The sequence below is a fragment of the Staphylococcus sp. HMSC059F04 genome, assembly GCF_001812565.1.
Lineage (GTDB): Bacteria > Bacillota > Bacilli > Staphylococcales > Staphylococcaceae > Staphylococcus > Staphylococcus lugdunensis.
Window position 1 is genome coordinate 164,246 of the sequence record NZ_KV809470.1, and the last position, 22,898, is coordinate 187,143.

The 22,898-nt window shown below is 36.5% G+C and carries 19 protein-coding genes and 2 riboswitches; of the genes, 10 read left to right on the forward strand and 9 right to left on the reverse strand.

Annotated features, from left to right (window positions below; translation table 11 throughout):
• Together HMPREF2864_RS07770 and HMPREF2864_RS07775 are read left to right on the forward strand one after the other, a co-directional pair.
• Entirely contained in the window at window positions 1-321 is a 321-nt protein-coding gene (locus tag HMPREF2864_RS07770) for a hypothetical protein (RefSeq protein ID WP_002460766.1), read from the forward strand.
• A gap of 63 nt (window positions 322-384) precedes the next feature.
• Entirely contained in the window at window positions 385-654 is a 270-nt protein-coding gene (locus HMPREF2864_RS07775) for a hypothetical protein (RefSeq protein WP_002479052.1), read from the forward strand.
• 373 nt (window positions 655-1,027) lie between these two features.
• On the opposite strand, the gene HMPREF2864_RS07780 is transcribed toward HMPREF2864_RS07775, so the two are convergent.
• The 3 genes from HMPREF2864_RS07780 to HMPREF2864_RS07790 form a co-directional block, all read right to left on the reverse strand.
• Entirely contained in the window at window positions 1,028-1,822 is a 795-nt protein-coding gene (locus HMPREF2864_RS07780; protein ID WP_237449023.1) for an arylamine N-acetyltransferase, read from the reverse strand.
• 140 nt (window positions 1,823-1,962) lie between these two features.
• Complete coding sequence (locus HMPREF2864_RS07785) at window positions 1,963-2,718, reverse strand: SDR family oxidoreductase (RefSeq protein WP_002460763.1); 756 nt, start codon at window positions 2,716-2,718, stop codon at window positions 1,963-1,965.
• 103 nt (window positions 2,719-2,821) lie between these two features.
• Entirely contained in the window at window positions 2,822-3,400 is a 579-nt protein-coding gene (locus HMPREF2864_RS07790; protein ID WP_002460762.1) for a hypothetical protein, read from the reverse strand.
• Window positions 3,401-3,647: 247 nt separating this feature from the next.
• Here HMPREF2864_RS07790 and HMPREF2864_RS07795 point away from each other — a divergent pair, with 247 nt between their 5' ends.
• Window positions 3,648-5,183: a PTS transporter subunit EIIC gene (locus HMPREF2864_RS07795; RefSeq protein ID WP_070545317.1), complete on the forward strand. Its 1,536-nt coding sequence runs from the start codon at window positions 3,648-3,650 to the stop codon at window positions 5,181-5,183.
• A 205-nt stretch (window positions 5,184-5,388) separates the two neighbouring features.
• Here the strand turns inward: HMPREF2864_RS07795 and HMPREF2864_RS07800 are convergent, their stop codons facing one another.
• The 3 genes from HMPREF2864_RS07800 to HMPREF2864_RS07810 are packed head-to-tail and all read right to left on the reverse strand — an operon-like array spanning window position 5,389 to window position 8,693.
• Window positions 5,389-6,159: an SDR family oxidoreductase gene (locus HMPREF2864_RS07800; protein WP_002460759.1), complete on the reverse strand. Its 771-nt coding sequence runs from the start codon at window positions 6,157-6,159 to the stop codon at window positions 5,389-5,391.
• A gap of 20 nt (window positions 6,160-6,179) precedes the next feature.
• Complete coding sequence (locus tag HMPREF2864_RS07805; RefSeq protein ID WP_070545315.1) at window positions 6,180-7,613, reverse strand: acyl-CoA reductase; 1,434 nt, start codon at window positions 7,611-7,613, stop codon at window positions 6,180-6,182.
• A 12-nt stretch (window positions 7,614-7,625) separates the two neighbouring features.
• Complete coding sequence (locus HMPREF2864_RS07810; protein WP_002460757.1) at window positions 7,626-8,693, reverse strand: LuxE/PaaK family acyltransferase; 1,068 nt, start codon at window positions 8,691-8,693, stop codon at window positions 7,626-7,628.
• Between the two features lie 71 nt (window positions 8,694-8,764).
• Window positions 8,765-8,864, reverse strand: a riboswitch (TPP riboswitch).
• 97 nt (window positions 8,865-8,961) lie between these two features.
• A riboswitch (TPP riboswitch) is annotated at window positions 8,962-9,060 on the forward strand.
• 134 nt (window positions 9,061-9,194) lie between these two features.
• On the opposite strand from HMPREF2864_RS07810, the gene HMPREF2864_RS07815 reads away from it, so the two are divergent.
• The gene (locus tag HMPREF2864_RS07815; protein ID WP_037543389.1) at window positions 9,195-9,767 is read left to right on the forward strand and encodes an ECF transporter S component; all 573 of its coding nucleotides are present in this window, start codon (window positions 9,195-9,197) and stop codon (window positions 9,765-9,767) included.
• 431 nt (window positions 9,768-10,198) lie between these two features.
• Here HMPREF2864_RS07815 and HMPREF2864_RS07820 read toward each other — a convergent pair whose 3' ends face one another.
• The 3 genes from HMPREF2864_RS07820 to HMPREF2864_RS07830 all read right to left on the reverse strand — a co-directional run bounded on the left by HMPREF2864_RS07820 (window position 10,199) and on the right by HMPREF2864_RS07830 (window position 15,618).
• Window positions 10,199-11,575, reverse strand: a complete 1,377-nt coding sequence (locus HMPREF2864_RS07820; RefSeq protein ID WP_070545412.1) for an MFS transporter — start codon at window positions 11,573-11,575, stop codon at window positions 10,199-10,201.
• 12 nt (window positions 11,576-11,587) lie between these two features.
• Window positions 11,588-14,620, reverse strand: a complete 3,033-nt coding sequence (locus HMPREF2864_RS07825) for an NADH-dependent flavin oxidoreductase (protein ID WP_070545313.1) — start codon at window positions 14,618-14,620, stop codon at window positions 11,588-11,590.
• Between the two features lie 77 nt (window positions 14,621-14,697).
• Window positions 14,698-15,618 carry an FAD:protein FMN transferase gene (locus HMPREF2864_RS07830; RefSeq protein ID WP_037543383.1) on the reverse strand — a complete coding sequence of 307 codons (921 nt, stop codon included), beginning with the start codon at window positions 15,616-15,618 and terminating at the stop codon, window positions 14,698-14,700.
• A 298-nt stretch (window positions 15,619-15,916) separates the two neighbouring features.
• Here HMPREF2864_RS07830 and HMPREF2864_RS07835 point away from each other — a divergent pair, with 298 nt between their 5' ends.
• From HMPREF2864_RS07835 to HMPREF2864_RS07860, 6 genes are all read left to right on the forward strand, one after another.
• Complete coding sequence (locus tag HMPREF2864_RS07835) at window positions 15,917-16,426, forward strand: HdeD family acid-resistance protein (protein ID WP_037543380.1); 510 nt, start codon at window positions 15,917-15,919, stop codon at window positions 16,424-16,426.
• A gap of 512 nt (window positions 16,427-16,938) precedes the next feature.
• Window positions 16,939-18,138, forward strand: a complete 1,200-nt coding sequence (locus HMPREF2864_RS07840) for a MalY/PatB family protein (protein WP_070545311.1) — start codon at window positions 16,939-16,941, stop codon at window positions 18,136-18,138.
• Window positions 18,139-18,638: 500 nt separating this feature from the next.
• On the forward strand, window positions 18,639-18,923 hold the full coding sequence (locus HMPREF2864_RS07845; RefSeq protein WP_002460747.1) for a hypothetical protein: 285 nt from the start codon (window positions 18,639-18,641) through the stop codon (window positions 18,921-18,923).
• 525 nt (window positions 18,924-19,448) lie between these two features.
• Window positions 19,449-20,801: a dihydrolipoyl dehydrogenase gene (gene lpdA / locus HMPREF2864_RS07850; protein ID WP_070481894.1), complete on the forward strand. Its 1,353-nt coding sequence runs from the start codon at window positions 19,449-19,451 to the stop codon at window positions 20,799-20,801.
• An 88-nt stretch (window positions 20,802-20,889) separates the two neighbouring features.
• The gene (locus HMPREF2864_RS07855; protein ID WP_002479037.1) at window positions 20,890-21,837 is read left to right on the forward strand and encodes a thiamine pyrophosphate-dependent dehydrogenase E1 component subunit alpha; all 948 of its coding nucleotides are present in this window, start codon (window positions 20,890-20,892) and stop codon (window positions 21,835-21,837) included.
• A 15-nt stretch (window positions 21,838-21,852) separates the two neighbouring features.
• Window positions 21,853-22,893 (forward strand): alpha-ketoacid dehydrogenase subunit beta, encoded by a 1,041-nt coding sequence (locus HMPREF2864_RS07860; RefSeq protein ID WP_070545307.1) that lies wholly within the window; start codon window positions 21,853-21,855, stop codon window positions 22,891-22,893.
• Window positions 22,894-22,898 lie beyond the last annotated feature (5 nt).

Here is a 22,898-nt window from a genome sequence, read left to right on the forward strand (position 1 = left end):
ATGGTCAATCATTGTAGCGATGTTAAAAACATTCTTAGGAAAGGTGATATTATTTTTAATAAAGAACAACATCCCAAATTATTAACTGTACTGCATATCATTATGATTGTCTTTGTCGGGTTAGCTGTCTTAACATTATTAATCAGTATCATTGCCCATTTTATTGTAGGTGGTCGTCCATTTTATCATTTTGCATATGTATTGTTTATCATTGGCATGCTTGCTGAAGTTAGTATTAATATTATACAGCGTCAGACTCAAGCTGTGGTGTTAAGTATAATAATGATTGTGTTAGCAATCATTATTATTTTCGCTGATTAATTGAGTAACAAAGTGAAATTATATTTATAAAAGAAATAATAACATCATAAAAGGAGTGTTATTTTGAGTGAGCGACGTAGATCGATCATTAGTAGTTTATTATTGATATTAGCGGTTATCATCATCAGTGCTGTGGTTTTGTGTGATATCATCAATTTTATAGCTGGAATATCGGTAAACCATCATATCATTAATACTCAGTATAATATGTACTTTGTATTTGTTAGCATGTTATTATGGATTATATCTGAAGTGTTTGATAAGCAGTATGTTAAAGCTGTAATCATAGCGCTTGTTGTTGGTGTACTAACAATCATCGCGTTGATAATTTGAAAGATTGTCTCTTTTTATAAAAAATCATCAATATAATTCAGGACAAATGTCTGATTTTAAAATAATAGAGTTTGGGCCATAATTATATTTTAGGCTCTGAGTTCTATATTGGCAGTAGTTGACTGGATTGAAAATACGCTAATACCAAGCTTTTTTCAATACTAGTCAACCTTGCCGGGGCGGGACTACGAATTCATTATGAATTCTGTCCCGCTCCCTTTTTATATTCAATACTTCGTATAGTTGACGCTTTTGCTTAGTGGGTAGCTTACTTTGTTAGAAAAACTGGTTTAGCCAGTTTTTCGGTGCTAAACGAATGAGGTAACTTGTGTATAAAATCAGCATAACATATGTTACCCAATTGAAATTTCTATTATGATAGTTCTAGCCGATCAATCGTCACATTAAGATTAAAATAATCTTGTAACAGCTGACGATAATTTTGAGGTGTGACGTCGTATTGTACTTTTCTGTTTAGTTTAGTCACCGTAAGATGTTGTTGGGACATTGTTACACGACCATATGATTTAGGCTGTGTGATGAGTAAGTTTTGAACAAAGATAGAATCGGGATGCGTCTCATTATAGTTAATTTTATCTTTAAATGCATCAATTGAAGATGCTTTTAATATTGCATCGTATTTCGTTTTCCAAGTATCACTTTCCCATTTTTGGACAAAAAATCTTGTTTTATTTTCATTTTCAAATATGGCACGAAATGTTCCAGATATATCTTGTACAGGTTGACTATCTTGTTCTAAAGTAATAGGCATCGCATGAAGTGGTAAATCACCAAATCCTACATCGGTCACATAATATGTCCCTTGTAATGGAACGACGAGTGACACGTGTGAGCCTTCTAACCGATGTCCCCCGTTTGCTGTGTGAACGGTAGCTGACATCATCTGTGCATCAAAACCTTTAGCTTTTAAATATGCCTGGAATAACGTGTTTAATTCATAACAAAAACCTCCGCGATGGTTGTCGACAATTTTATGGTATAAATCATTGATGTCGACAGAGATAGGTATGCCATTTTGAACGTTGATATTTTCAAAAGGCACCGTATACATAAAGCGTGTTGCATAATCATTTAATGCTTCTAGCGATGGTTCTGAATAGCGTTCAGAATCAATGCTCATATAGTGCTCAAACGCTCGGATATTCATCATAAAATCTCCTTTTATAATCAGTTATAGACGCAATGTTAACAATCGTTATATCTTGTTACAATTATGATGTTTTATCAATTTTTAAAAATAAAAAAACGGGGTAACACCATCCCCGTTTTATTAAAGCAGTGCTATTTTCATAGTACACCATCAGGTTCTTCGGGTAACAATTGACCACCATCGATAACTAGGCTTTGGCCAGTAATAAATTTTGCTTCTTGTGACGCAAAGAATGTTACCGCATAACCAATATCTAAAGGTTCGCCTAATTCATGTGTAGGAATAATTTTACGTGTGCCTTCTAAATAAGCTTCACCTTGAGCTTTTAATCCGTCAGTTAATACATTTCCTGGTTGTACAGCGTTTACAGTTATACCATATTTCGCATACTCTAGTGCCGCACTGCGCATAAAGCCTAATTGACCTGCTTTAGAGGCACCATAGTGCGCCCAACCAGGGTAGCCAGTAATTGGCCCAGTAACAGAAGAAGTAATGATGACACGACCATAACGCTGTGCTTTCATTACTTTTAACACAGCTTGTGTTACAAAAAACATACCTTTTAGATTAATATTTTGAATATAATCCCAATCTGCTTCAGTCAATGATTCGATATCAATTTGTGGGTATACACCTGTGTTTGATGCCAGAATATCAATGCGTTCATATTTAGCAACAATTTGATCAACGACGTCTTTAACTTGGTCATGCTGTGTGACATCTAACTCAATGAAGTCTCCGTTCAATTCACGTGCCGTTTCTTTACCACGTGTGTCATCAATATCCCCAATAATCACTTTAGCACCTGCTTGGGCTAATGCTGCTGCAATGCCTTTGCCAATACCATTAGCACCGCCAGTAACGAGTGCAATTTGATTTGTTAACTTAAACATTCCATCACCTCATGATTAATTAATTTTCACTCTCTCTATTCCATCAAAAAGGTGATCTTAAACCAATTAAATCATAAATGCTATTTGACAATACAAGGCATGACTATTCTGGTAGGTTAATGTTGTTATAACGTTTTTCCAATGTTAAATACAATTCTCGTACATAGCGATGCGCTTCATCTAATGATAAATGTGGCTGTACTTCGTCATAGCGTGTTTGCTGCTCATGAGATAAATCTTGCTTAGTTACGCGTGTATATTCTCTTGAGATAAATGTAATTAAATGTTCGTAATACTCAGTTTCAAAATGATCACACCTAATTAAGTGAATAAATGAGTGAAGCTCACCCTGATTGTTTATAAGTACGCTATTTACGATGTCAATTTCAGTTTGCACGTCATTTTTAAATGAGAGTAGCGGTGAAAGCACAATGAGATAAAAAAATAGTAAAGCAAAGATTAAACCAGCTATAATCGTCCAATTATCTGGAAATATGGTTCCATGGACAAATATATTATCTTTATTATTTTTTAAATATATATTTCCTAAATAAGGCAATATAGCAGATATTGGTATAGTTGGAAACATGATTAAGACAAATTTCCAATAATCTTTATTAAATCGTTTAAGTTTTGTATATGTTAAATTTGAAAAGCTATCATTTGTCAATACTTCTTCCATGGTTAGCGACCTTTCTTATGTATGGCGTAGTAGTTTTATTATATATAAATATTGAAGTATAAATTATATGAAATAATTTGTTGTTTATTTAGACTGATATAAAATTAGTTGTTCAAGGGCTCTTTTGAAAAGTTTTTTCAAAATACTAAAAAAGATTGATAATAATTTTCTGCGACATTATAGTATATGTGAAAACGAACCCATATACATACAATGTGGTTCTTGCTTATTGGGAGGAGTGTAAACAGTGAACAAAGTTTTTGAGAAAGCACAACAATTTGGGAAATCATTTATGTTGCCTATTGCTATTTTACCTGCTGTTGGATTATTACTTGGCATAGGAGGTGCACTTAGTAATCCAAACACAGTCAAAGCTTATCCAGTATTAGATGTAGCCATACTACAGAATATTTTTACATTAATGTCTAGTGCAGGAAACATTGTCTTTCAAAATTTACCAGTTATTTTTGCGATTGGTGTTGCTATAGGCTTAGCGCGTAGTGATAAAGGGACGGCTGGCCTAGCTGCATTGATTGGCTTTTTAATCATGAATGCCACCATGAATGGGATGCTAGTCATAACTGATGGTTTATCTAAGACAACGGAGCTTGCAAAGCATGGACAAAGTATGGTGTTAGGAATTCAAACGATAGAAACAGGTGTTTTTGGTGGGATTGTTACAGGTATTTTGACGGCTTATTTGCATAATAAATATAATAAAATTACGTTACCTGCTTATCTTGGTTTCTTTAGTGGTTCTCGTTTTGTACCTATTGTCACAGCGATAAGTGCTATTTTTCTTGGCGTTATCTTGTTTTATATTTGGCCTACAGTGCAAAGTGGGATTTTTAATGCGGGCGGTTTAGTTGAAAAAACAGGCGTTATTGGTACATTCTTCTTTGGTTTTATTTTAAGATTACTTGGTCCATTTGGGTTGCATCATATTTTTTATTTACCATTCTGGCAAACAGGTCTTGGAGGTTCATTAGAAGTTGGAGGCCATATGGTACGTGGTACGCAGAATATCTTTTTAGCACAGCTAGGAGATCCACATGTCACACATTATTTCTCAGGTATTTCACGCTATATGTCTGGCCGTTTTATTACGATGATGTTTGGGTTATGTGGCGCGGCATTGGCCATTTATCATACGGCTAAACCACAACATAAAAAGGTTGTTGGTGGATTAATGTTGTCTGCAGCATTAACATCATTTTTGACAGGGATTACCGAGCCGTTAGAATTTAGTTTCTTATTTGTTGCGCCAGTATTGTATTTAATTCATGCATTTTTAGATGGCTTGGCCTTTATGATGGCAGATATTTTTAATATCACGGTAGGACAAACATTTAGTGGTGGGTTTATCGATTATATTTTATTTGGTGTTTTACAAGGTAATGATAAGACAAATTATCTGTGGGTCATTCCTATTGGTATTGTGTGGTTTGTCTTATATTATGTGATTTTCAGAACATTGATTACTGTTTTTAACTTTAAGACACCTGGTCGAGAAGATAAAGAAGCACAACACACAGTAGCTGCAACAGAGCGCGCTGAAACAATTGTCCAAGGGTTAGGCGGTAAAGAAAATATTGAGGTCGTAGATTGCTGTGCAACGCGGTTGCGTGTAACACTTAAAGATGGTGACTTACTTGATAAATCCACACTGTTAAAGACCGATGCCAAAGGTGTAATTGTTAGAGGTAACGGCGCTCAGATTGTATACGGTCCTCACGTTACGACAATTAAAAATGAAGTTGAAGAATTATTAGAACAATCATAGGGAACATATTTTAAAATATGCTTTTTCATCGTTAAATATGATATATATAATATGATTTCGAACGGGAGCGGGGCAGAATTTATTATGCATTCTGTCCCGCTCCCCGGCAAGGTTGACTAGGATTGAAACAAGCTTGGTATCAATGTATTTTCTATCCAGTCAACTACTGCATGATGTTCCAGATTCGTTCTCTCATAATGTCATTCTATATTGTGAGTCCACCATCAACATATAGAACTTGTCCTGTCATAAAACGGCTCCAATCACTTGCTAAAAACATTACAGGTCCAGCAATATCATCTGGGACGGTATAGCGGCCTAAAGGTGTTTGCTGTATCAATTGTTGTTTAAGCTGTTCTTTCGTAGCTAGTGTATTGTTTGTTGGATAGACAAGGCCAGGAGCAACACAGTTTACGCGAATACCATACTTACCTAAATCTATTGCTAAATTTTTGGTGTAGGCTTCTAGTGCACTTTTAGCTACATTATAAGAATGGTAAGGGACGATAGGCCGTTTAATTAAATTTGTTGTCATATTAATAATTGAAGCTGCTTGTTGTTGCTTTAAATAGGGTAAGGCTGCTTGTATCACATTATGCGTATACAGCAGTGCGCCCTCAAATTGTGTCGCGTAATCTTGCCAATTCATCTCATCTGCGACTTGACGGGTTTCAGCATTAAATTCGAATGGACGAAAGGCATTGTTTACAACGCATGAGAGTTTGCCATAATTATTCTGTATATAATGCATCATCTCATCTACTTGTTGACGTTGATTGATATCTGCTTGTATCGCTTCAGCAATACCGCCATGTGCTTGACATCGTGACACAGTTTTTTGTGCCGCTTGTGTATTGGATTTATAGTTGATAATAACGTGTGCACCGGATTGAGCACATGCTTCTGCGATGGCACTGCCAATACCTCTACTTGCACCAGTGATGAGTATGACTTGGTCTTGTAACGTAGTCATCATCATTCCTCCTTCTTTGAAAATTAAATTTCATAATCGACAAAATGTTCACTGCTGGATAATAATGGTTGTTCAATATCGACAAAGCTTAGTAAATCGCGTAAGTTAAAGCCACCATCATGATGCCAACCAGCTTCCGGTAAAGTCATTGTTTCAAGACTTGAAAAACGACAGACACCTACTTGAGCCAGTGCTTCAGACCACTGAAACATTTTTTCAGTCGCAGCTGCAATGCCAACCGTTTGTAAATATGAACGATAAGGTGTGAGCAGCTGTGTTAGCTGTGTAATGTTGGTAAATGGCATAATTCTAACAAATCGATTTAATGGACTTGGTAAAAAGGTTAATTGTTTATGGAAGGTGACAATCCATGACGCATGAGCACCTTTAAAAACATGTATATCATCAGTAAGTAAAGCTTGCGTCTCTGCTTGTTGTAACCAATGTGATCTGGTCATACTATCTTGTAAATTGAATGATTGAGCAGGGAAAAGTTGCTCAAGTTGTTGTAGCTGATGTGCAATCATTTGAGCAACTTGTAGAGGATGATAGTTGCCACCCTGTTGTATAAAAATCATTTGTGGTGAATAACAGCCTTGCTGATCATAGTTAGCAATTTCCCGGGCAATATTTCGAGTTACTTGCTCTACTTTATTAGGAGATAATGTTTCATTGCCTATTAAGGCTAAGCTGACCTTTTCGCCATAAGCTAAGAAACGTTTAGTCACGGGAATTCGTTGAGCAATGGCAGACAGAACATCATTATTGCCGTAACCTAAAATAACGTCTGATTGTTCAATGGCAATACTTTCTAATTGTGTCTCGCCACCAGGCCAATAAATGACGGCGAAGCATTGAGCAATAACAGGATCGATTTCCGCAATAATTTCTGCGAACCAACTAGCTAAAAAGGGTTCAGCATGCGGTAATTTACAAATGCTACCAGATTTCACTAATAAGCTACTAATAAAGCTCCATAATGGTAGTCCTGGTATATTGCCAGACCATAAATGGGTGATGAGTGCAGGACTAACGGCCTTAGTATAACCCCCTTTATGATTTGGAATAAACTGATTAAGTATTTGTGGGTTAGGTAAGTCTTCCGCGATAAAACGATGTAGTTGATGCTTCCGGAAAGTCATTAAATAACGCGTTAGCCCAACCTTTATTATGTCAAAAGGATAACCCGTTGATTGCGGTAAAATTTCTTCAGCTAATTGACGCCATTTAGATGTGCGGTCTAATAATATCTGGATGGCGTGATCAATTACGTCAATGATGTCATTAATCGTATATGCTTGTAAATGATATCTGGCCGATTTAATTTGATGACACACGTTAGTTAATTGAGATTGTGTTAAGTCTGGAACTTTCACGGTATAGTTGCCCACTTGAATTGTTTGATAATGAATGTCTTCAGCCTTTAGAAAAGGGACATAGCCAAGTTGTATGGTCACGTTAATCCTCCTTTATTTCATCGTGTTTAAAAATGACTCAACAGCTAGGGAGCAACCTTTAGCTAAAGCGCCTTCAGTGCGTCCATGTAAGATAAAGCCATCATTTCGTGCTTCACCAATATCTTCCATCATAATTGCAGCAACAGAATTATAATTAGCTAAGTCATAATGAATTAAGACACCTTTTTCTCCATTTGGAACAGGTTCTAATGTGAGCGGATTAACAATTCTACTACGACACCAATGAGGTCCGTGCTTGATTGAAGGTGACACCGCATTGCCATCATCATAAAATTGCGTACTTAATTCTGTGACACCATACATATTGATACATTTATCTTTTGGCACACCAAATCGTTTTTCTAATGTGCTATAAAATTCTGATTGAGGTACATCGCGAGATTGATTTTTATAGCCTCCAGTATCAAAGATAAAGCTATCTTTAGGTAGTTTAAAATAAAGGCCGTGGTCAGCTAAATAATCCAAGAAATGAACCAAACTATAACTTGCGCCTAATAATGCATAAGGTGTTCCTTGTGCTTCGGCATGACGTAAAGATTGCACCACTGACTCAAATTGAATGCCCTGTTGATTAATAAATGTGTCACTAAGTGAGGTTCCAAATTGTTGTTTAACAACCTCTAAGTAATGCGCTAAAGATGAATGGGGCATATCATTAGGGCTAGGGAATAAGATACCCATATCAATACGTTCTATCTGAGGCATGACCTTTTGCTTAAAAAATTTCGTCATAGCTAAATCATAAACATCTAAATCTAGATGATAATTTTTTCCTTTGATTCCGCGTGTCGTACCGCTTGTCATAAAGACATATGCTGCATCTTCTGGAGGAATCGCACTAAAGGTCGCTTGTTTAAAGGCGTCTATAGGTACGGCAGGAATATCTTGCCATTGACGCACAGTTTGAGGTGTCTTGCCTTGGGCGATACAAAATTTTTGATAGTCTAAATTATGATTAAATTGAAAGTTAAAAAGCGTGAGCGCCATTTGTGGAAAATCTTCTGATTTACCGTCAGTAATAAAGTTAGTCATCTGTTGTTTTATTTGTGTAATATCCATTGGGACAGCCTCCTAAGCATAAATAAAAAGCAGGATACACCATCATATAATGGTACATCCTGCTCAGCGGTAATTAAATCTAATCACTTTCCTACGTTGGTATTAGCCATATCAGGTTCAATGGTTGAAGTAAGTTACTTCTCTCAGCAAGATGCACCCATAGTGATGTATAATATTGGAATACTTTTATTATATTGAAGATAGATCGTGTATGCAAAAATAATTTTGACATTGTATTTTAAATGAACTATATTTTAAGTAATGCAGATATAAGTACTAGGGGTGTTTTCGAACTGAGATGGTGTCATCCAAACCCTTTGAACCTGACCTAGTTAATACTAGCGTAGGGAAGTATATAGGATGCGGGATATATATACTTTTTTTACGAGGTTGAGACAGGAATAGCTTATGCTTTCGGAACCAAAAGTTCTGAAACTAGATTGTTGTCTCTCTCTTTTTTTGTACTTTTCTGCTCAATGTTATCGAAGGAGTAGAGTAAGAATGAAAAGATTGACGTTAGCAGATATTTTAGTCACCGTATTAATTAGTTTTATTTTTGGAATTATTTATAAAATGGTAGGCTTAACCGTTGCCGCATTAAAACCACTAGGATTGCATTTAGACCAAATTGCATATGGTTTATGGTTTATCGCGGCGATTGTTGCTTTTCTTATCATTCGTAAACCGGGTGTTGCCATTTTAGCAGAACTTGCAGCTGGCGCAGGAGAAACAATATTATCTGGCGAGTTAAACATGTCAATCATCATGCACAGTCTTGCACAAGGTCTTGCATGTGAATTGATTTTCTTAATTTTTAAATATAAGTCAACGAAAGCATCTGTTGCCATGTTGGCAGGGGCAACTGCAGGAATTTTTACCGTTCCTGTCGATTGGTTCTTTAATTATTTAGGCAATATGCCGTGGTGGAATGTGATATTACTTTATGTGATTCGCATTTTAAGTGGAACCATTTTATCAGGATTATTTGGCTATTATATTGTCCTATCACTAGAGAAAACAGGTGTTACACGCTTGTATCAATCATCGACGAAAAAAGATATCGATTCGTTATAAAGATACAGTGATAACTTTAATTATTAAAAAGAAAGTCTGGGACATCATTATGTTTTAGGCTATAAACTATATATTGTCACTAGTTGACTGGGTTGAAAATACGCTGGATACCAAGCTTTTTCAATCATCTAAAACGCTGAATTATTATATAATAGTAAAAGTCACATCGTATAAAACAGGCTAAGAAAAAGATTCTAAAATAATAGCACAAAGATGATTTATATCAAACCATCTCTGTGCTTCTTTTATATATAACACTTAATATTGTGTATACCCCAACTTGCTTTGCTTGATGAATTTCTTTTTAGAAATTCTCTTTGTTGGGGCCCCGCCCCCAACTTGCTTTGCTTGATGAATTTCTTTTTGAAATTCTCTTTGTTGGGGCCCGGCCCTAACTTGTCAGAGGTATTGATGTCCTAGACTGTGAAAAGTTAGGCTTTGACGTGTTGTTTAGGTATAACTAAGAAAGCTACTATAAAGGCTGAAATGACCATACATGCACCGACAATAAGGGCGATAGTTGCTGCCATATGAGGTGTGTGGTTTATCTCTAAAGTTGAATAAACAGTTGTTACTACAGCGATACCGAATGCGGCACCTAATGTAGAGGTCATTTTAATGATACCTGAAGCCATACCGACCTTAGATTCAGGTGCATTAGATACTGCAGTTGATAGCGCTGGTGTGGCGAAGAAGCCCAATCCCAGTCCTATAAAAGAGAAACCAATAAGAGCAATGATGTAATACAGGATATGTGGTAAGAAGTTTAAGGCAAGCAACAAAATACCTACACTAATTGATATTGGACCAGCCATCAATGGGATTTGTGGGCCTTTTTTTTGCATAAAACGCTCACCAATACGTATCATTAATAGACTGCCTAGCATATAAGGGATAGTAATCAGTCCAGCTTGTGCTCCGGTTAAACCTAAGCCCGCTTGCGCAAAAATATTGAATAAAGCAAGTGAACCAATCACGGTATTTACTAATAAATTGGCAATTGTTGTTCCAATATAGACCTTGTTTGAAAATAAACTAAAGTCGATAAAGGGATGCCGTTGTCGTTGTTCGTAAAAATAAAAGATAAATAACGTGAGTACAAATATAATCATCAAGGTTAAAATGATTGGGCTTAACCAGCCAATTTTTGATCCTTGCGTAATCACTACATTGACACTGACCATCATGATTACAAAGACAATGATACCGATGACATCAAAGCGTTTACCATCGCTAGAACGATCTTTGGATTCAGGTGTACCACGCAATAAGATAATTGCGATAAACGCAAAGATGATAGATAGGATAAAAATCCAACGCCAACCTACATAAGTTGCAATAGTACCAGCGAATAATGACGCTAAACCTGTACCACCATAAGAGCCAAATGACCAAAAACTTAAAGCTTTTTGCCGTTCTTCACCAGTAAAAAATTGATTAATTAAAGCAATTGTAGAAGGCAATAAACAAGCTGCTGACAATCCTTGTAAGACACGGCCTGTTAATAATAAGATAGGCATGTTTGAGACAATGAGTGCTAAAGAACCAATAATGCTAAGGATTAATCCGATGTTGGTCATTTTGACACGGCCTAATTTATCAGATAATCCGCCTGCTACAACGATAAAGACGCCTGTAAGTAATGAGGTTAAGCTCACTGCTATATTAACTACACTCATGTCTATTTTATAGTCATGTTGCACATGAGGTGCAATATTCAATAATGATTGCGCAAAAAGCCAATACGTTAAAATACCTAATATAATTCCAATAATAAGTTGTTTACCTTTTTGATATGAATTTGACATACTCATCACGACCTATTCCTTAATAACTTGATGCTCTGATGCGGTTTGAGCTGCAATACGACCAAATGTAAAGATATCAGCTAGTGCATTACCACCTAATCGGTTACCAGCATGTATACCTCCTGCAACTTCACCAGAAGCATATAAACCTTGAATGACTTGGCCATTAATATCGAGTACTTGAGCACCTGTGTTAATACTTAAACCACCCATGGTATGATGCACGGCAGGTTTTCGTGGTGTTGCATAGAATGGTGCTTTTTCAATTTTAAGATCAAAGGCATTTTTACCAAAATCATCATCATGTCCTTTGTCGACAGCAGCGTTATAGCGCTCTATTGTATTGATAAATGTGTCAGGATTTATATTTAATTTTTCAGCTAGTGCCGCTAATGTATCAGCTTTAACGAGTGTGCCGTCTTCAAGCTCATGATTAATCTTATCTTCAGATGTATTCATTGCGAGTTCTTTAATATTCGCATCTGCAATGATGTAGAATAAGCCGTCAGGTTGTTCTAAAGCAGCTTTGGATAAGACGTCACGACTTTCAAACTCATTGACAAAACGTTTACCATCTTTATTGACGAAGATAAAGTTTGATGGTGTCACGATTAAGCCAGTAAAGAGTGCACCTGTTTTCGGATCGGAAATAGGCATCATTTGTGTGAAGCCCATGCCTACAAGTTGTGCACCCGCTTGAGCACCTAAGCGAATACCGTCACCAGTAATGGCAGGGGAATTAGTAGTTTTAATATCATCAGGTATGTTATCCCAATACGTATTGTATTGTTGGAGCATTTTCGTATTAGCACCAAAACCACCTGTAGCAAGAATGACACCGTAACGTGCGCGAATATGCACTTTGGCACCATTTGCTTTACGTGCTTCAACACCAACCACTTTATGGTCTTCAACAATCAGTTTTTCAGCTGTCGTTTCTGTAAAAATACGTCCGCCGTTTGTTTTAACATAGTTACTTAACGTCTCTACATATTCTAAACCTTGTGCTTTCATAGGTTTATGGCCACGACGCCATAACGCACCTACAGGCATATCAACGAAAGAACGGTCAAAATGAACACCTTTGTCTGTCAACCATTTAACAGATGTTAATACATTGTCTGTTAATGTTTTAACTAAATCATATTGTCCAGAAATCTCTTCGCCGTATTTATCTGTGCGCTTACCACCAAGATAAGTTTGTATACGATGTAATTCGATTGAATCAAAGAGATAAGGTTTCTCTTCTTCTGTAGCGTTCAAATAGTCTTTGATTTGATCTTTTACTTTGTGGAAATCTTCTAGGTAGTCCTCAGCAATGTTTGCTTCGTCTAATGATAAGAGTTCACGTAATGTATCTCTTTCACCAGCGAGTGCAGGGAAGCGATTTTGCCATTGTGGTTCTGGTGCGTTGACTTGGCCACCAGTTCGAATTGTATTACCACCAATAGCAGGGAATTTTTCCAACATAATAACCTCTTTGTTATTATCCAAAGCTGTAGCAGCTGCACTTAATCCAGCACCACCCGTGCCAATTACAACAATATCTGTCGTTTCTTCTATTGTTTCATTTGACCATTGCACAACAGGTTTTGGTCTAGCTCGTAAAATATCTGGATCTTCACCAGCTTGAGTGATGGCATCGGCTATACCATCAATAATACCTTGGCTGGTTACGGTAGCACCTGAAATGACATCAACATTTAATGTTTGTCCGTCGATAATATCGCGAGGTAAACGTTCAAAGACAGGATTAGCAATTCCTTCAGACTCGCCGCTGTCATCCACATGAACGCTTATAATTTTATCTTTAGACAGTTCTACTTGCATTGGCAAATTACCATTATGTCCTTTCGCATAAACGTTGTAAACTCCTGCTTTAAACGCTACTTTTTTATTTTGTAATGCTTTTAATTTTTCATATTTTCTATGTTCTTCGGCCTTATCAAGAATCATAAAGTCCATGACTTTCCATAAAGGTGAAGGAATGTGTAGCGTTTGTTGATCGTGTATATCTGCGAAATCTTCTACAGTTTCGTCATTTAATATTTTTTCTAACCAATTTGGCTCGACTAAATAAGCTTTACCAACACTCATTAAATCATAGCCTAGAGTCAAGGCTTCTTCTGCATCTGCACGTTGTGCAATGCTTCCAACACCCATGATTGGAATCTCTGCCAATGTTTCATTTTGAAGGGATAAATATTTATTAATTAGCGGTTCAGTATCATCTTGGTTAACGATAGAAGTTCGTTTATAGCTATTAGCAGAAATATGGAAGTAATCTGGATGGTACTGTGCCAAGGTGTTAAGTAAGAACATCGTATCTTCAAAGCGAATACCAGGTTCTTCTATTTCTTCAGGGGAGAAGCGGTAACCAATAATAAAATTTTGCGCATGATGTTCTGAGGCAACTTGTTGTACTTTTTTCAATACTTCAACGGGGAAGTTTGTTCGTTTTTCTCGTGATCCGCCCCAGTCATCTTGTCGGCGGTTAGAGTGTGGAGAGAAAAATTGTTGTAGAAGGTACGTGTTAGCACCATGAATTTCAACACCATCAAAACCTGCTTCAATGGCACGTCTTGTTGCTTCTCCAAAGCGTTCAATCATGTTTAAAATTTGATTGTGGGTCATTTCTCGTGGTACTGCAGCGTCAGGTCTTAAAGCAGCTACTGGACTAGCAGAAATAGGTGTTTCACCAGCATTTAATTTTGGATTAGCCATACGACCAGCATGATATAGTTGTAAAATTGCTTTCGAACCTTTTGATTTAATGGCATCGGCTAAGCGTGTTAAACCAGGAATCTTTTCATCCGTATCGATACCTATAGCGCCAGGAAAGCCTCTACCGTGGTCTTCAACGAAGCAACTTTCGACAATTATTGCTGATGCACTCCCAGCTCTAAATTGGTAGTAGTCAATCATCTCTCTAGTGACGCTACCATCAAAATAGCCAGCTTGAATCGTCATTGGTGCCATTAAAACACGATTCTTTAATGTTGCACCACAATGTAGTGCCAGCTGATCAGTAATGTGTTTATCCATAATAACATCCTCCTGAGTGTGTATTGTGAAAATATTCACAATATGATGTAAAAAATATATGCTCTTATGAGCAAAGATTATAAATGCAATTTTGTTCTTAATTGATGTGTAAACAAGATGTCATGATTTTTGCGTATAATCACTCCTTCAACTCCGTCGATTTGGTTTAACAAATCAATATTCTGTTGCGCGTAGCCGAAGCTACATAGCGTTGACCAAATTTCGCCATCTATAGAATGGTTAGAAATAATCGTAACACTTGCAATATCATTGTTCACTGGGTAGCCAGTAGTACTATCCAAAATATGATGATACAGTTGACCATCTTGATAGAAATAGCGCTCATAAATACCAGATGTCACGACCGATTGTTGCTGTATCTCTACGGTTAATAATGGTAATCCATCGTGATGAAATGGGTCTCTAATACCTACATGCCAAGTTTTGTGTGTAGCAGGACTGCCAATTGTAATGACATTACCCCCAAGATTGATAATGCCTGAAGTTACACCATTTTGAAGAAAAAATGCTTGTAATTCGTCGGCAAAATAACCTTTTGCAATTGCACCTAAATCGATTTCCATACCATGCTGTGCTAAAAAAATCTCATGTTTGGCATCGTTTAAGTATAAGTGATGTGGTTGAATGCGTCTTAGTCGTTGTTGAATTTCTGTGTTTGTGGGTAATTGAGCATCTTCAAAGCCAATTCGCCATAACTTGACGAGGGGACCAATTAAAATATTTAATTTTAGATTGGATGACATTGATGCTTGATGTGCTTTTTTAATAAGATGAAACAATTCAGGATGTACCTGAACTGGACGAATACCGGCTTGTTGATTGATTGCCATCAACTCTGATTGGGTATTGTTCGCGCTAAAACGTTGTTCCCAAGCTCTAATTTTGGCTTCAGCGAGATCGAATAAGTATTCTGCATCATCGTGATTGATAGATAGTTGTATGAGGGTTCCCATTGCCTTAATTTGCCGTTTGTTCAATAGACAGCCCTCCTTTTTAAATTGCTTCGAAACTTTGTCAACGTTCAATTATTATCATAGCATGCATACAATAATAAATGATTGATGTCATTAAAATGTCATAATAATATTATGCTATTATTTTTAATAATCATAATAAGTAATTCTTAATGTATTTTAATTGTTTAACTAGTGGATATGTCATGATTATAGTTGTGTTATAGGGGTATTTAGTAGATAAATAATAAGTTGTTTTATATTTGGCTTGCTTATTGGATTGGCCTTAACATAAACAACGGAAATGCAAGGAGTGTGAATGATGCGTAATCAAAATGACAAATTAAAATGGTCAAGTCTCATTATGGGAACCCTATTATTGATTACTGCTATTATTATTTTTAGTCATCCGGTTAAAAATTTTTATGCCTTAACGTGGCTAATTGGTGTATTTATTGTGATTAATGGTATATTAGGGCTCTTTTTCAGAAGAGCAGCCAAGGCGATGACTGGTAGTGGCACTTTAACAACGTTTATGGCGGTAATTGACATTATATTTGGTCTACTAGTCATGTTCAATGTTGGTGTAGGCTCAGCCTTTTTTATCTACATGTTTGCCGTTTGGTTTGTGATTAGCTCAGTCATTGGTTTAATGACATTGTCAGGACAAGGGCGATTTAAAGGACTATCAATTTTGATCAATATGCTTGGTTTGCTATTTGGTATTATTCTGCTGTTTAATCCAATGATGGGAATGGTCATTGTATCGATGATGATTGGCATAAGTTTTACCATCATAGGCGTAATGTATATCGTGGATGGATTGGCTTAAATTTAAATTATTTATAATAGTTGAACAGATTGTGATATAAACACTAGAAATTTAGCCAGTAAATGAGTTTACAAAAACTCATTTACTGGCTTCTTTATTCATAATACGTCGTATGATTGACTCGTATGCATAGAGCGCTATCTCTTCACCCCAACTTGCTTTGTTTGGCGAATTTCTTTTCGAAATTCTCTTTGTTGGGGGCCGGTCTTTGTCGAACACTGTATTCTCGGGGGTCTCGTTATATATATTACGTATTCATGTGTCGTTTTACGGCGAAGTTTTTTAAGAAATAAGCGCGGTAACATGATGCAACATCTGCTACTAATAAAACTTCGGTTTTTATGCGTTCAAATGATATTGTGGAAACTATACTTGATAAAAAGATTTTGGCGTTGCAATTTTAATCCGTTCTATTTATGTTCCACACTGTCTTTTCACTTGTTATGGATTGTAAATGAATAAAAGAAAATAATAGGCTATAATCGGTATAAAGACTTAGCGGAGGTACTGATATGACATATAATTTTGATGAAATCATTGATAGACGTTCAACCAATGCGATGAATGTTGAAGGCTATCTGCCATATTTATTTGGTAATGCAGATGTGTCAGATTTACAACATACTGATGACTTAATTCGCTTATGGATAGCGGACATGGATTTTGCGACACCTGACGTGGTACTGAATGCCATTCGTCGTCGTTTAGATCAAAAAATTTTAGGTTACACACAAGTATTCCATGTGGATTATTACAACGCATTTGTTAAATGGACGCAATCACGTTACGGCTATCACTTTCCGCAAGAGCAATTGGTATTTTCTCATGGAATCGTTGCCGGATTGATAGAGTTAGTAAGTTATATTTGTAACAATGATGATCATGCGCTTATTTTAACGCCAAGTTATGGTCCATTTAAAATGGCATGTGATGAGAATCAAGTTGAGGTACACTACTCACCACTTATCAACGAAGAGGAGTATTATCGCATTGATTTTGATGATGTAGAACGTCAAATTGTACAACATAATATTAAGCTATGTATTTTCTGCAATCCACATAATCCATCTGGACGTGTATGGTCACGTGAGGAATTAGAACGCTTCGGAAATATTATGAAAGCACATGATGTGTGGTTAATTTCTGATGAAATTCACTGCGATATAATGAGAAAAGGTATGCAACATTTACCATTTGCGACCGTTCTTCCTGACTATGATAAAGTTATTACAGCCATGTCACAAAGCAAAGCGTTTAACATAGCTGGGCTTATGTTTTCAAATCTAATTATTAGGCATAAAGGACTATTAAATACATGGAAACAACAACATTTTGGTAGTGAGAATCCATTGAGCATTGCAGCAACTCAAGCTGCTTATGAACAAGGTGAAGATTGGCTACAAGCTATGAATACTTATTTAGATGGCAACTTTGAATGGTTAAAACAATTTTTACAACAAGAGCTTCCAAATGCGAAATTTAAAATCCCAGAAGCAACATATTTGGCTTGGGTAGATTTGAGTGATTATATCACGCAGCAGCATATTTCTGAACCTATGGCGAAGTATTTTATTAAGCGGGCAGGCGTGATAATCGAAGGTCAAGAACAGTTTGTACATAATGCAGATGGTCATATCAGAATTAATTTAGCTGTGCCAAGAACAGTGTTACAGCAAGGATTAACTAAAATTAAAGCAGCACTTATGTCATAGTTGAAACCATCATTTTTCTAAGGTGCATCTCAAAAGTTGGACAATGATCTGACTGTTAGGGATGCACCTTATTTTAATTTGTGAAAGGCATATTTCTTATGATTATATCGAAAAGACATAAGCAAAGTTTAAATATCAATTAAGAAAAATTTAAGCTTAATAACATCAAAATTGTGATATATTGCACATTAGAAGGAATAAGTATGAATTACAGTCATAGTGTAAGTTGGATAGTTAAATAAGATTAAACAGATTTTAAATTGATTAAAAAATTGGTACTGTTGTTTGCGTCATTAAATGCATTATTTAAATACTATGATGTTTATTATCCTACTGTTAAGCAGCTACTTAACCCATATGAGCTAGCGAGTTAAATGCGCTGATGATACAATTGAAAATCCTTTAGTAAAGAATGTTTATAGCTTAGAAGTTGAAGAAAAGTTGAGTTTAAATGATGCGAAAATGTTTTTTGGGTTGAATAACAAGAAAGAGAAAGGTTGATGATGTTGGGAACATTTATGGAAATATTAAAAATAATAACACCTGTGCTATTAGCTTCTGCTGTTATTGCTACACAATATTTATTATCACGTACAGGGAAAAAACGATTTGGATTAATTATTCCAATTATTACCTTGGCAGTAATTGTTTATATGCATATTACAGGGATTTTAGGATTGAAATTAATTGGGACCATCCTTTTAACAATTATTGCAGAGCTTTTTTTATTAGGGCAATGGGTAAGTGCTCAAGAAGATCGTAAGAAAAAACACGCTGAAAAATGAAAGTAAGGATTTAAAGTTATAGAAGATATAACAATGTTAAGTTGAATTTTGACGTTGCTAAAAAAGATTGGAGATACATATTTAAATCATGCCGGGGCTGGACTACGAATTCATAATGAATTTTATCCTGCTCCTTTTTTAATGCAATTATTTTGATGTTATAGAAAACATAGATGAGGCATTAAACTAAGTGTTAAACGCTGAAAAGGAACCGGCAGTATTTTGCTTCTTTGAAATGCATTTGTGTATGTGTCTGGGATTAAAAAAGTGTATAAAAAATTGACTAAGCAAGGTTGCTATTTCTCAAATTGGCAATTATGAATTGCGATACTTAATTAAGGTCCACTTGTTTTATTTTTAAATTAACAATAACTTAAAATATATATTTATTTGAATATTCAAAAACGCGGGCGTAAAATGGTGGTGAAGAAATAAGAAAACGCTTGCAAAAATCTTCTTATTTCTAGAAACACTAGTCATTGTATATTAAGTCATAAAACATTGTGAACAAAAGGGGGGACATTCATGACAGAAAAGTATGATGTGATTATTATTGGTGCCGGTCCAGGTGGTTATGTGTCAGCAATTCGTGCGGCCCAATTAGGTAAGACAGTAGCTATCATAGAAAAGAATAATGCTGGTGGTACATGCCTTAATGTTGGGTGTATTCCATCCAAGACCTTATTAGAGCATGGTAAGAAAGTGCATGACATTCAAAGTGCAGATGAATGGGGTATTCACACATCAAACTTGACGATTGATGCTGCGCAATTAACTTCACGTAAAGTACAAGTTGTACAAACATTAACAAGTGGTGTGACCCATTTATTGAAGAAAAATAAGGTTAGTTATTATAAGGGAGAAGCCAAAATCAATTCTGATCTTACAGTTACAGTAAATGATGAAACATTGTCATCACAAGATGTTGTATTAGCAACAGGCAGTCGACCATTTGTACCACCTATTCCAGGTTTAGAAAACGTTGATTATGAAACGACAGATACGTTTTTTGATATGGAAGCGTTACCTAAATCATTAGTAGTCATAGGTGGTGGCGTCATTGCTACAGAATTGGCATCATCCATGGCAGATTTAGGTGTCAAAGTAACCATTGTAGAAGTAGCAGATGATATATTGCTTACTGAAATTGATGAAGTGAGAGCGCTGTTGAGAGAACATTTAGAGTCACAAGGGATTGAAATTATTACATCTGCAGATATTGAAAAGGTAGAGAAAAAGTCATTGCATTTAAAAGGACAAGATAAGATTTCTTTTGATCGTTTGTTAGTAGCAACAGGGCGTCAACCAAACATCGAAATTGTAAATGATTTGGAGTTGAGTCGTGACGGTAAGTACCTACAAGTTGATGTGCACTATCAAACATCAAAAGCACATCTTTATGCAATCGGAGATTTAACATCTGGTTATCAATTAGCGCATGCCGCAAGTGCTCATGGTATACATGTAGCTGAACATTTAGCTGGAATGCAGCCCAAAACAATTAAACAAGAAGATATTACTCGCTGTATTTATACACGTCTCGAGGCTGCATCGGTAGGATTATCAGCTGAACAAGCTGAAGCGCTAGGTTACGAAGTGAAAGTGACGACATCTGGTTTTCAAGGAAATGCTAAAGCCATAATTAAAGGTGAAGGCCAAGGATTTGTACAGTTGGTAATAGATGAAAAATATAAAGAAATACTAGGTGCATTTATAGTAGGACCACATGCTACCGATTTAATTGGGGAATTACTAGGTGTTAAAGCATCTGAGGGAACGATTGCTGAGCTGAGTGAAATTATTCAACCCCATCCGGCATTGTTGGAAGCGATTGGAGAAGGTGCAGATGCTTATTATAATCAGGCGATTCATATGTGAGATATGCCATGATGTTTAGTTAAAGCAACGACGATGACTAAATGGACTTAGCAAACCACTATCAAGAGGATATGAGGAGGAATGAGTTATGGAAAAAGAACAAGCACGTTGGATTTATAAGACAATGAATGAAATTCGCTATTTTGAAGAAAAAGTGCACAAAATTTTCAGTGATGGTAAAATTCCTGGTTTTGTCCATTTATATGTTGGAGAGGAAGCAGTTGCAACTGGTGTCATGTCACAACTTGAAGATGATGATTACATCACGAGTACCCATCGTGGTCATGGCCATGCCATCGCGAAAGGCTGTGATTTGAATGGCATGATGGCAGAAATTATGGGTAAAAAAACAGGATTAGGTCATGGTAAGGGTGGTTCTATGCACGTAGCCGAAATTGATAAAGGTATGTTAGGTGCTAATGGAATTGTAAGTGGCGGTTTTGGTTTAGCAATCGGAGCAGGTATTTCTATTCGCAACCAGCAGAAAGAAAATGTGGCTGTATGTTTCTTTGGTGATGGCGCTGCAAACGAAGGCAATTTCCACGAAGGACTTAATTTTGCGTCTATTTTAAATTTACCGGTTATCTTTGTTTGTGAGAACAACCAATTTGGTGAAGGTACAACGCATGATTATGCCAGTGCGTCAGAGACAATTGCTGAACGCGCTTCTGCATATAACATGCCAGGTGTACGTGTGGATGGTATGGATGTCATGGCAGTCTTAGAAGCGACAGAAGAAGCGGTTGCGCGTGCTAAAAAAGGTGAAGGACCGACCCTAATTGAATGTGATACTTATCGGAAATATGGTCACTTTGAAGGTGACGAACAAAAGGTTAAATCACCAGATGATCGCAATGCTGATAAAAATGCAACCGAAGAATTTAGAAAGCAAGCGATTGAAGAAGGTTGGTTAACTGAAGACGAAGCTGACGACATTGAAAAAGCTGCAGAACAAGCAGTTGAAGATGCCGTGAAATATGCTGATGACAGTGATTTACCAGATGTCGAATCATTATATAAAGATGTATTTGCCTAAAAGGAGGATATCATTATGACTGAAACGCGAAAGCTAACATTTATGGGTGCAATTAACGAAGCGATTGATCAATCAATGGAACAAGATGAAAATGTCATTCTCATTGGTACCGATGTCTCTGGTGGTGCAGGCGTTAAGCACATTAAAGACGATGATACTTTTGGCGGCGTATTTGGAGTGACAAAGGGATTAGCGAAAAAATATAGCCGTAATCGTGTCATTGATACACCGATTGCAGAACACATTACATTAAGTGCAGGAGTGGGGGCAGCAGCTACAGGCTTGCGTCCGATTGCAGAACTTATGTTTAATGATTTTCTAGGATTTGGATTAGACCCTATTTTAAACCAAGGCGCAAAAATGAGATACATGTTTGGCGGTAAGGCTAAAATTCCACTTGTCGTGCGAACAGTTCATGGGGCTGGTGCAGGTGCAGCGGCACAACATTCTCAATCCCTTTATAACGTGTTTGCTGCGATACCAGGTGTAAAAGTAGTTGTTCCGTCAAACCCATATGATGCCAAAGGATTATTAATGGCGGCGGTACAAGATGACAATTTAGTCGTATTTTCAGAAGATAAAACATTACTTGGACAAAAAGGAAATGTGCCAGAGGAACCTTATACCGTTGATATAGGTAAAGCACGTGTTGTCCGTGAAGGGGAAGATTTATCCATTGTGGCAATTGGTAAAATGGTTGCTGTAGCCGAAGAAACCGCAGATCGTTTAAAAGACGACAATATTTACGTTGAAGTGATAGATTTACGCACTGTCTCACCATGGGATGAAGAAACTGTATTAACATCTGTTAAAAAGACCGGACGTTTAATTGTGATTGATGAATCTAACCCACAATGTAATGTTGCAGGAGATATTGCTTCGGTTATGGGCGACCGTGCTTTTGATTATTTAGATGGCCCAATTAAAAAAGTAACGGCGCCAGATACTCCTGTACCATTCGCAGCAAACTTAGAACAAGCATATATTCCAAATGCAGATAAAGTATTAGATATTGCAGCAGAATTAGTTGATGACTTAAGAAAAGTTAAATCATAAATGAG

Coding starts and splice junctions, on each gene's coding strand:
- HMPREF2864_RS07770 (WP_002460766.1), top strand. CDS start 1: ATGGTCAATCATTGTAGCGATGTTAAAAACATTCTTAGGAAAGGTGAT.
- HMPREF2864_RS07780 (WP_237449023.1), bottom strand. CDS start 1,822: ATGAATATCCGAGCGTTTGAGCACTATATGAGCATTGATTCTGAACGC.
- HMPREF2864_RS07785 (WP_002460763.1), bottom strand. CDS start 2,718: ATGTTTAAGTTAACAAATCAAATTGCACTCGTTACTGGCGGTGCTAAT.
- HMPREF2864_RS07790 (WP_002460762.1), bottom strand. CDS start 3,400: ATGGAAGAAGTATTGACAAATGATAGCTTTTCAAATTTAACATATACA.
- HMPREF2864_RS07800 (WP_002460759.1), bottom strand. CDS start 6,159: ATGATGACTACGTTACAAGACCAAGTCATACTCATCACTGGTGCAAGT.
- HMPREF2864_RS07810 (WP_002460757.1), bottom strand. CDS start 8,693: ATGGATATTACACAAATAAAACAACAGATGACTAACTTTATTACTGAC.
- HMPREF2864_RS07815 (WP_037543389.1), top strand. CDS start 9,195: ATGAAAAGATTGACGTTAGCAGATATTTTAGTCACCGTATTAATTAGT.
- HMPREF2864_RS07820 (WP_070545412.1), bottom strand. CDS start 11,575: ATGTCAAATTCATATCAAAAAGGTAAACAACTTATTATTGGAATTATA.
- HMPREF2864_RS07825 (WP_070545313.1), bottom strand. CDS start 14,620: ATGGATAAACACATTACTGATCAGCTGGCACTACATTGTGGTGCAACA.
- HMPREF2864_RS07835 (WP_037543380.1), top strand. CDS start 15,917: ATGCGTAATCAAAATGACAAATTAAAATGGTCAAGTCTCATTATGGGA.
- HMPREF2864_RS07840 (WP_070545311.1), top strand. CDS start 16,939: ATGACATATAATTTTGATGAAATCATTGATAGACGTTCAACCAATGCG.
- HMPREF2864_RS07845 (WP_002460747.1), top strand. CDS start 18,639: ATGATGTTGGGAACATTTATGGAAATATTAAAAATAATAACACCTGTG.
- lpdA (WP_070481894.1), top strand. CDS start 19,449: ATGACAGAAAAGTATGATGTGATTATTATTGGTGCCGGTCCAGGTGGT.
- HMPREF2864_RS07855 (WP_002479037.1), top strand. CDS start 20,890: ATGGAAAAAGAACAAGCACGTTGGATTTATAAGACAATGAATGAAATT.
- HMPREF2864_RS07860 (WP_070545307.1), top strand. CDS start 21,853: ATGACTGAAACGCGAAAGCTAACATTTATGGGTGCAATTAACGAAGCG.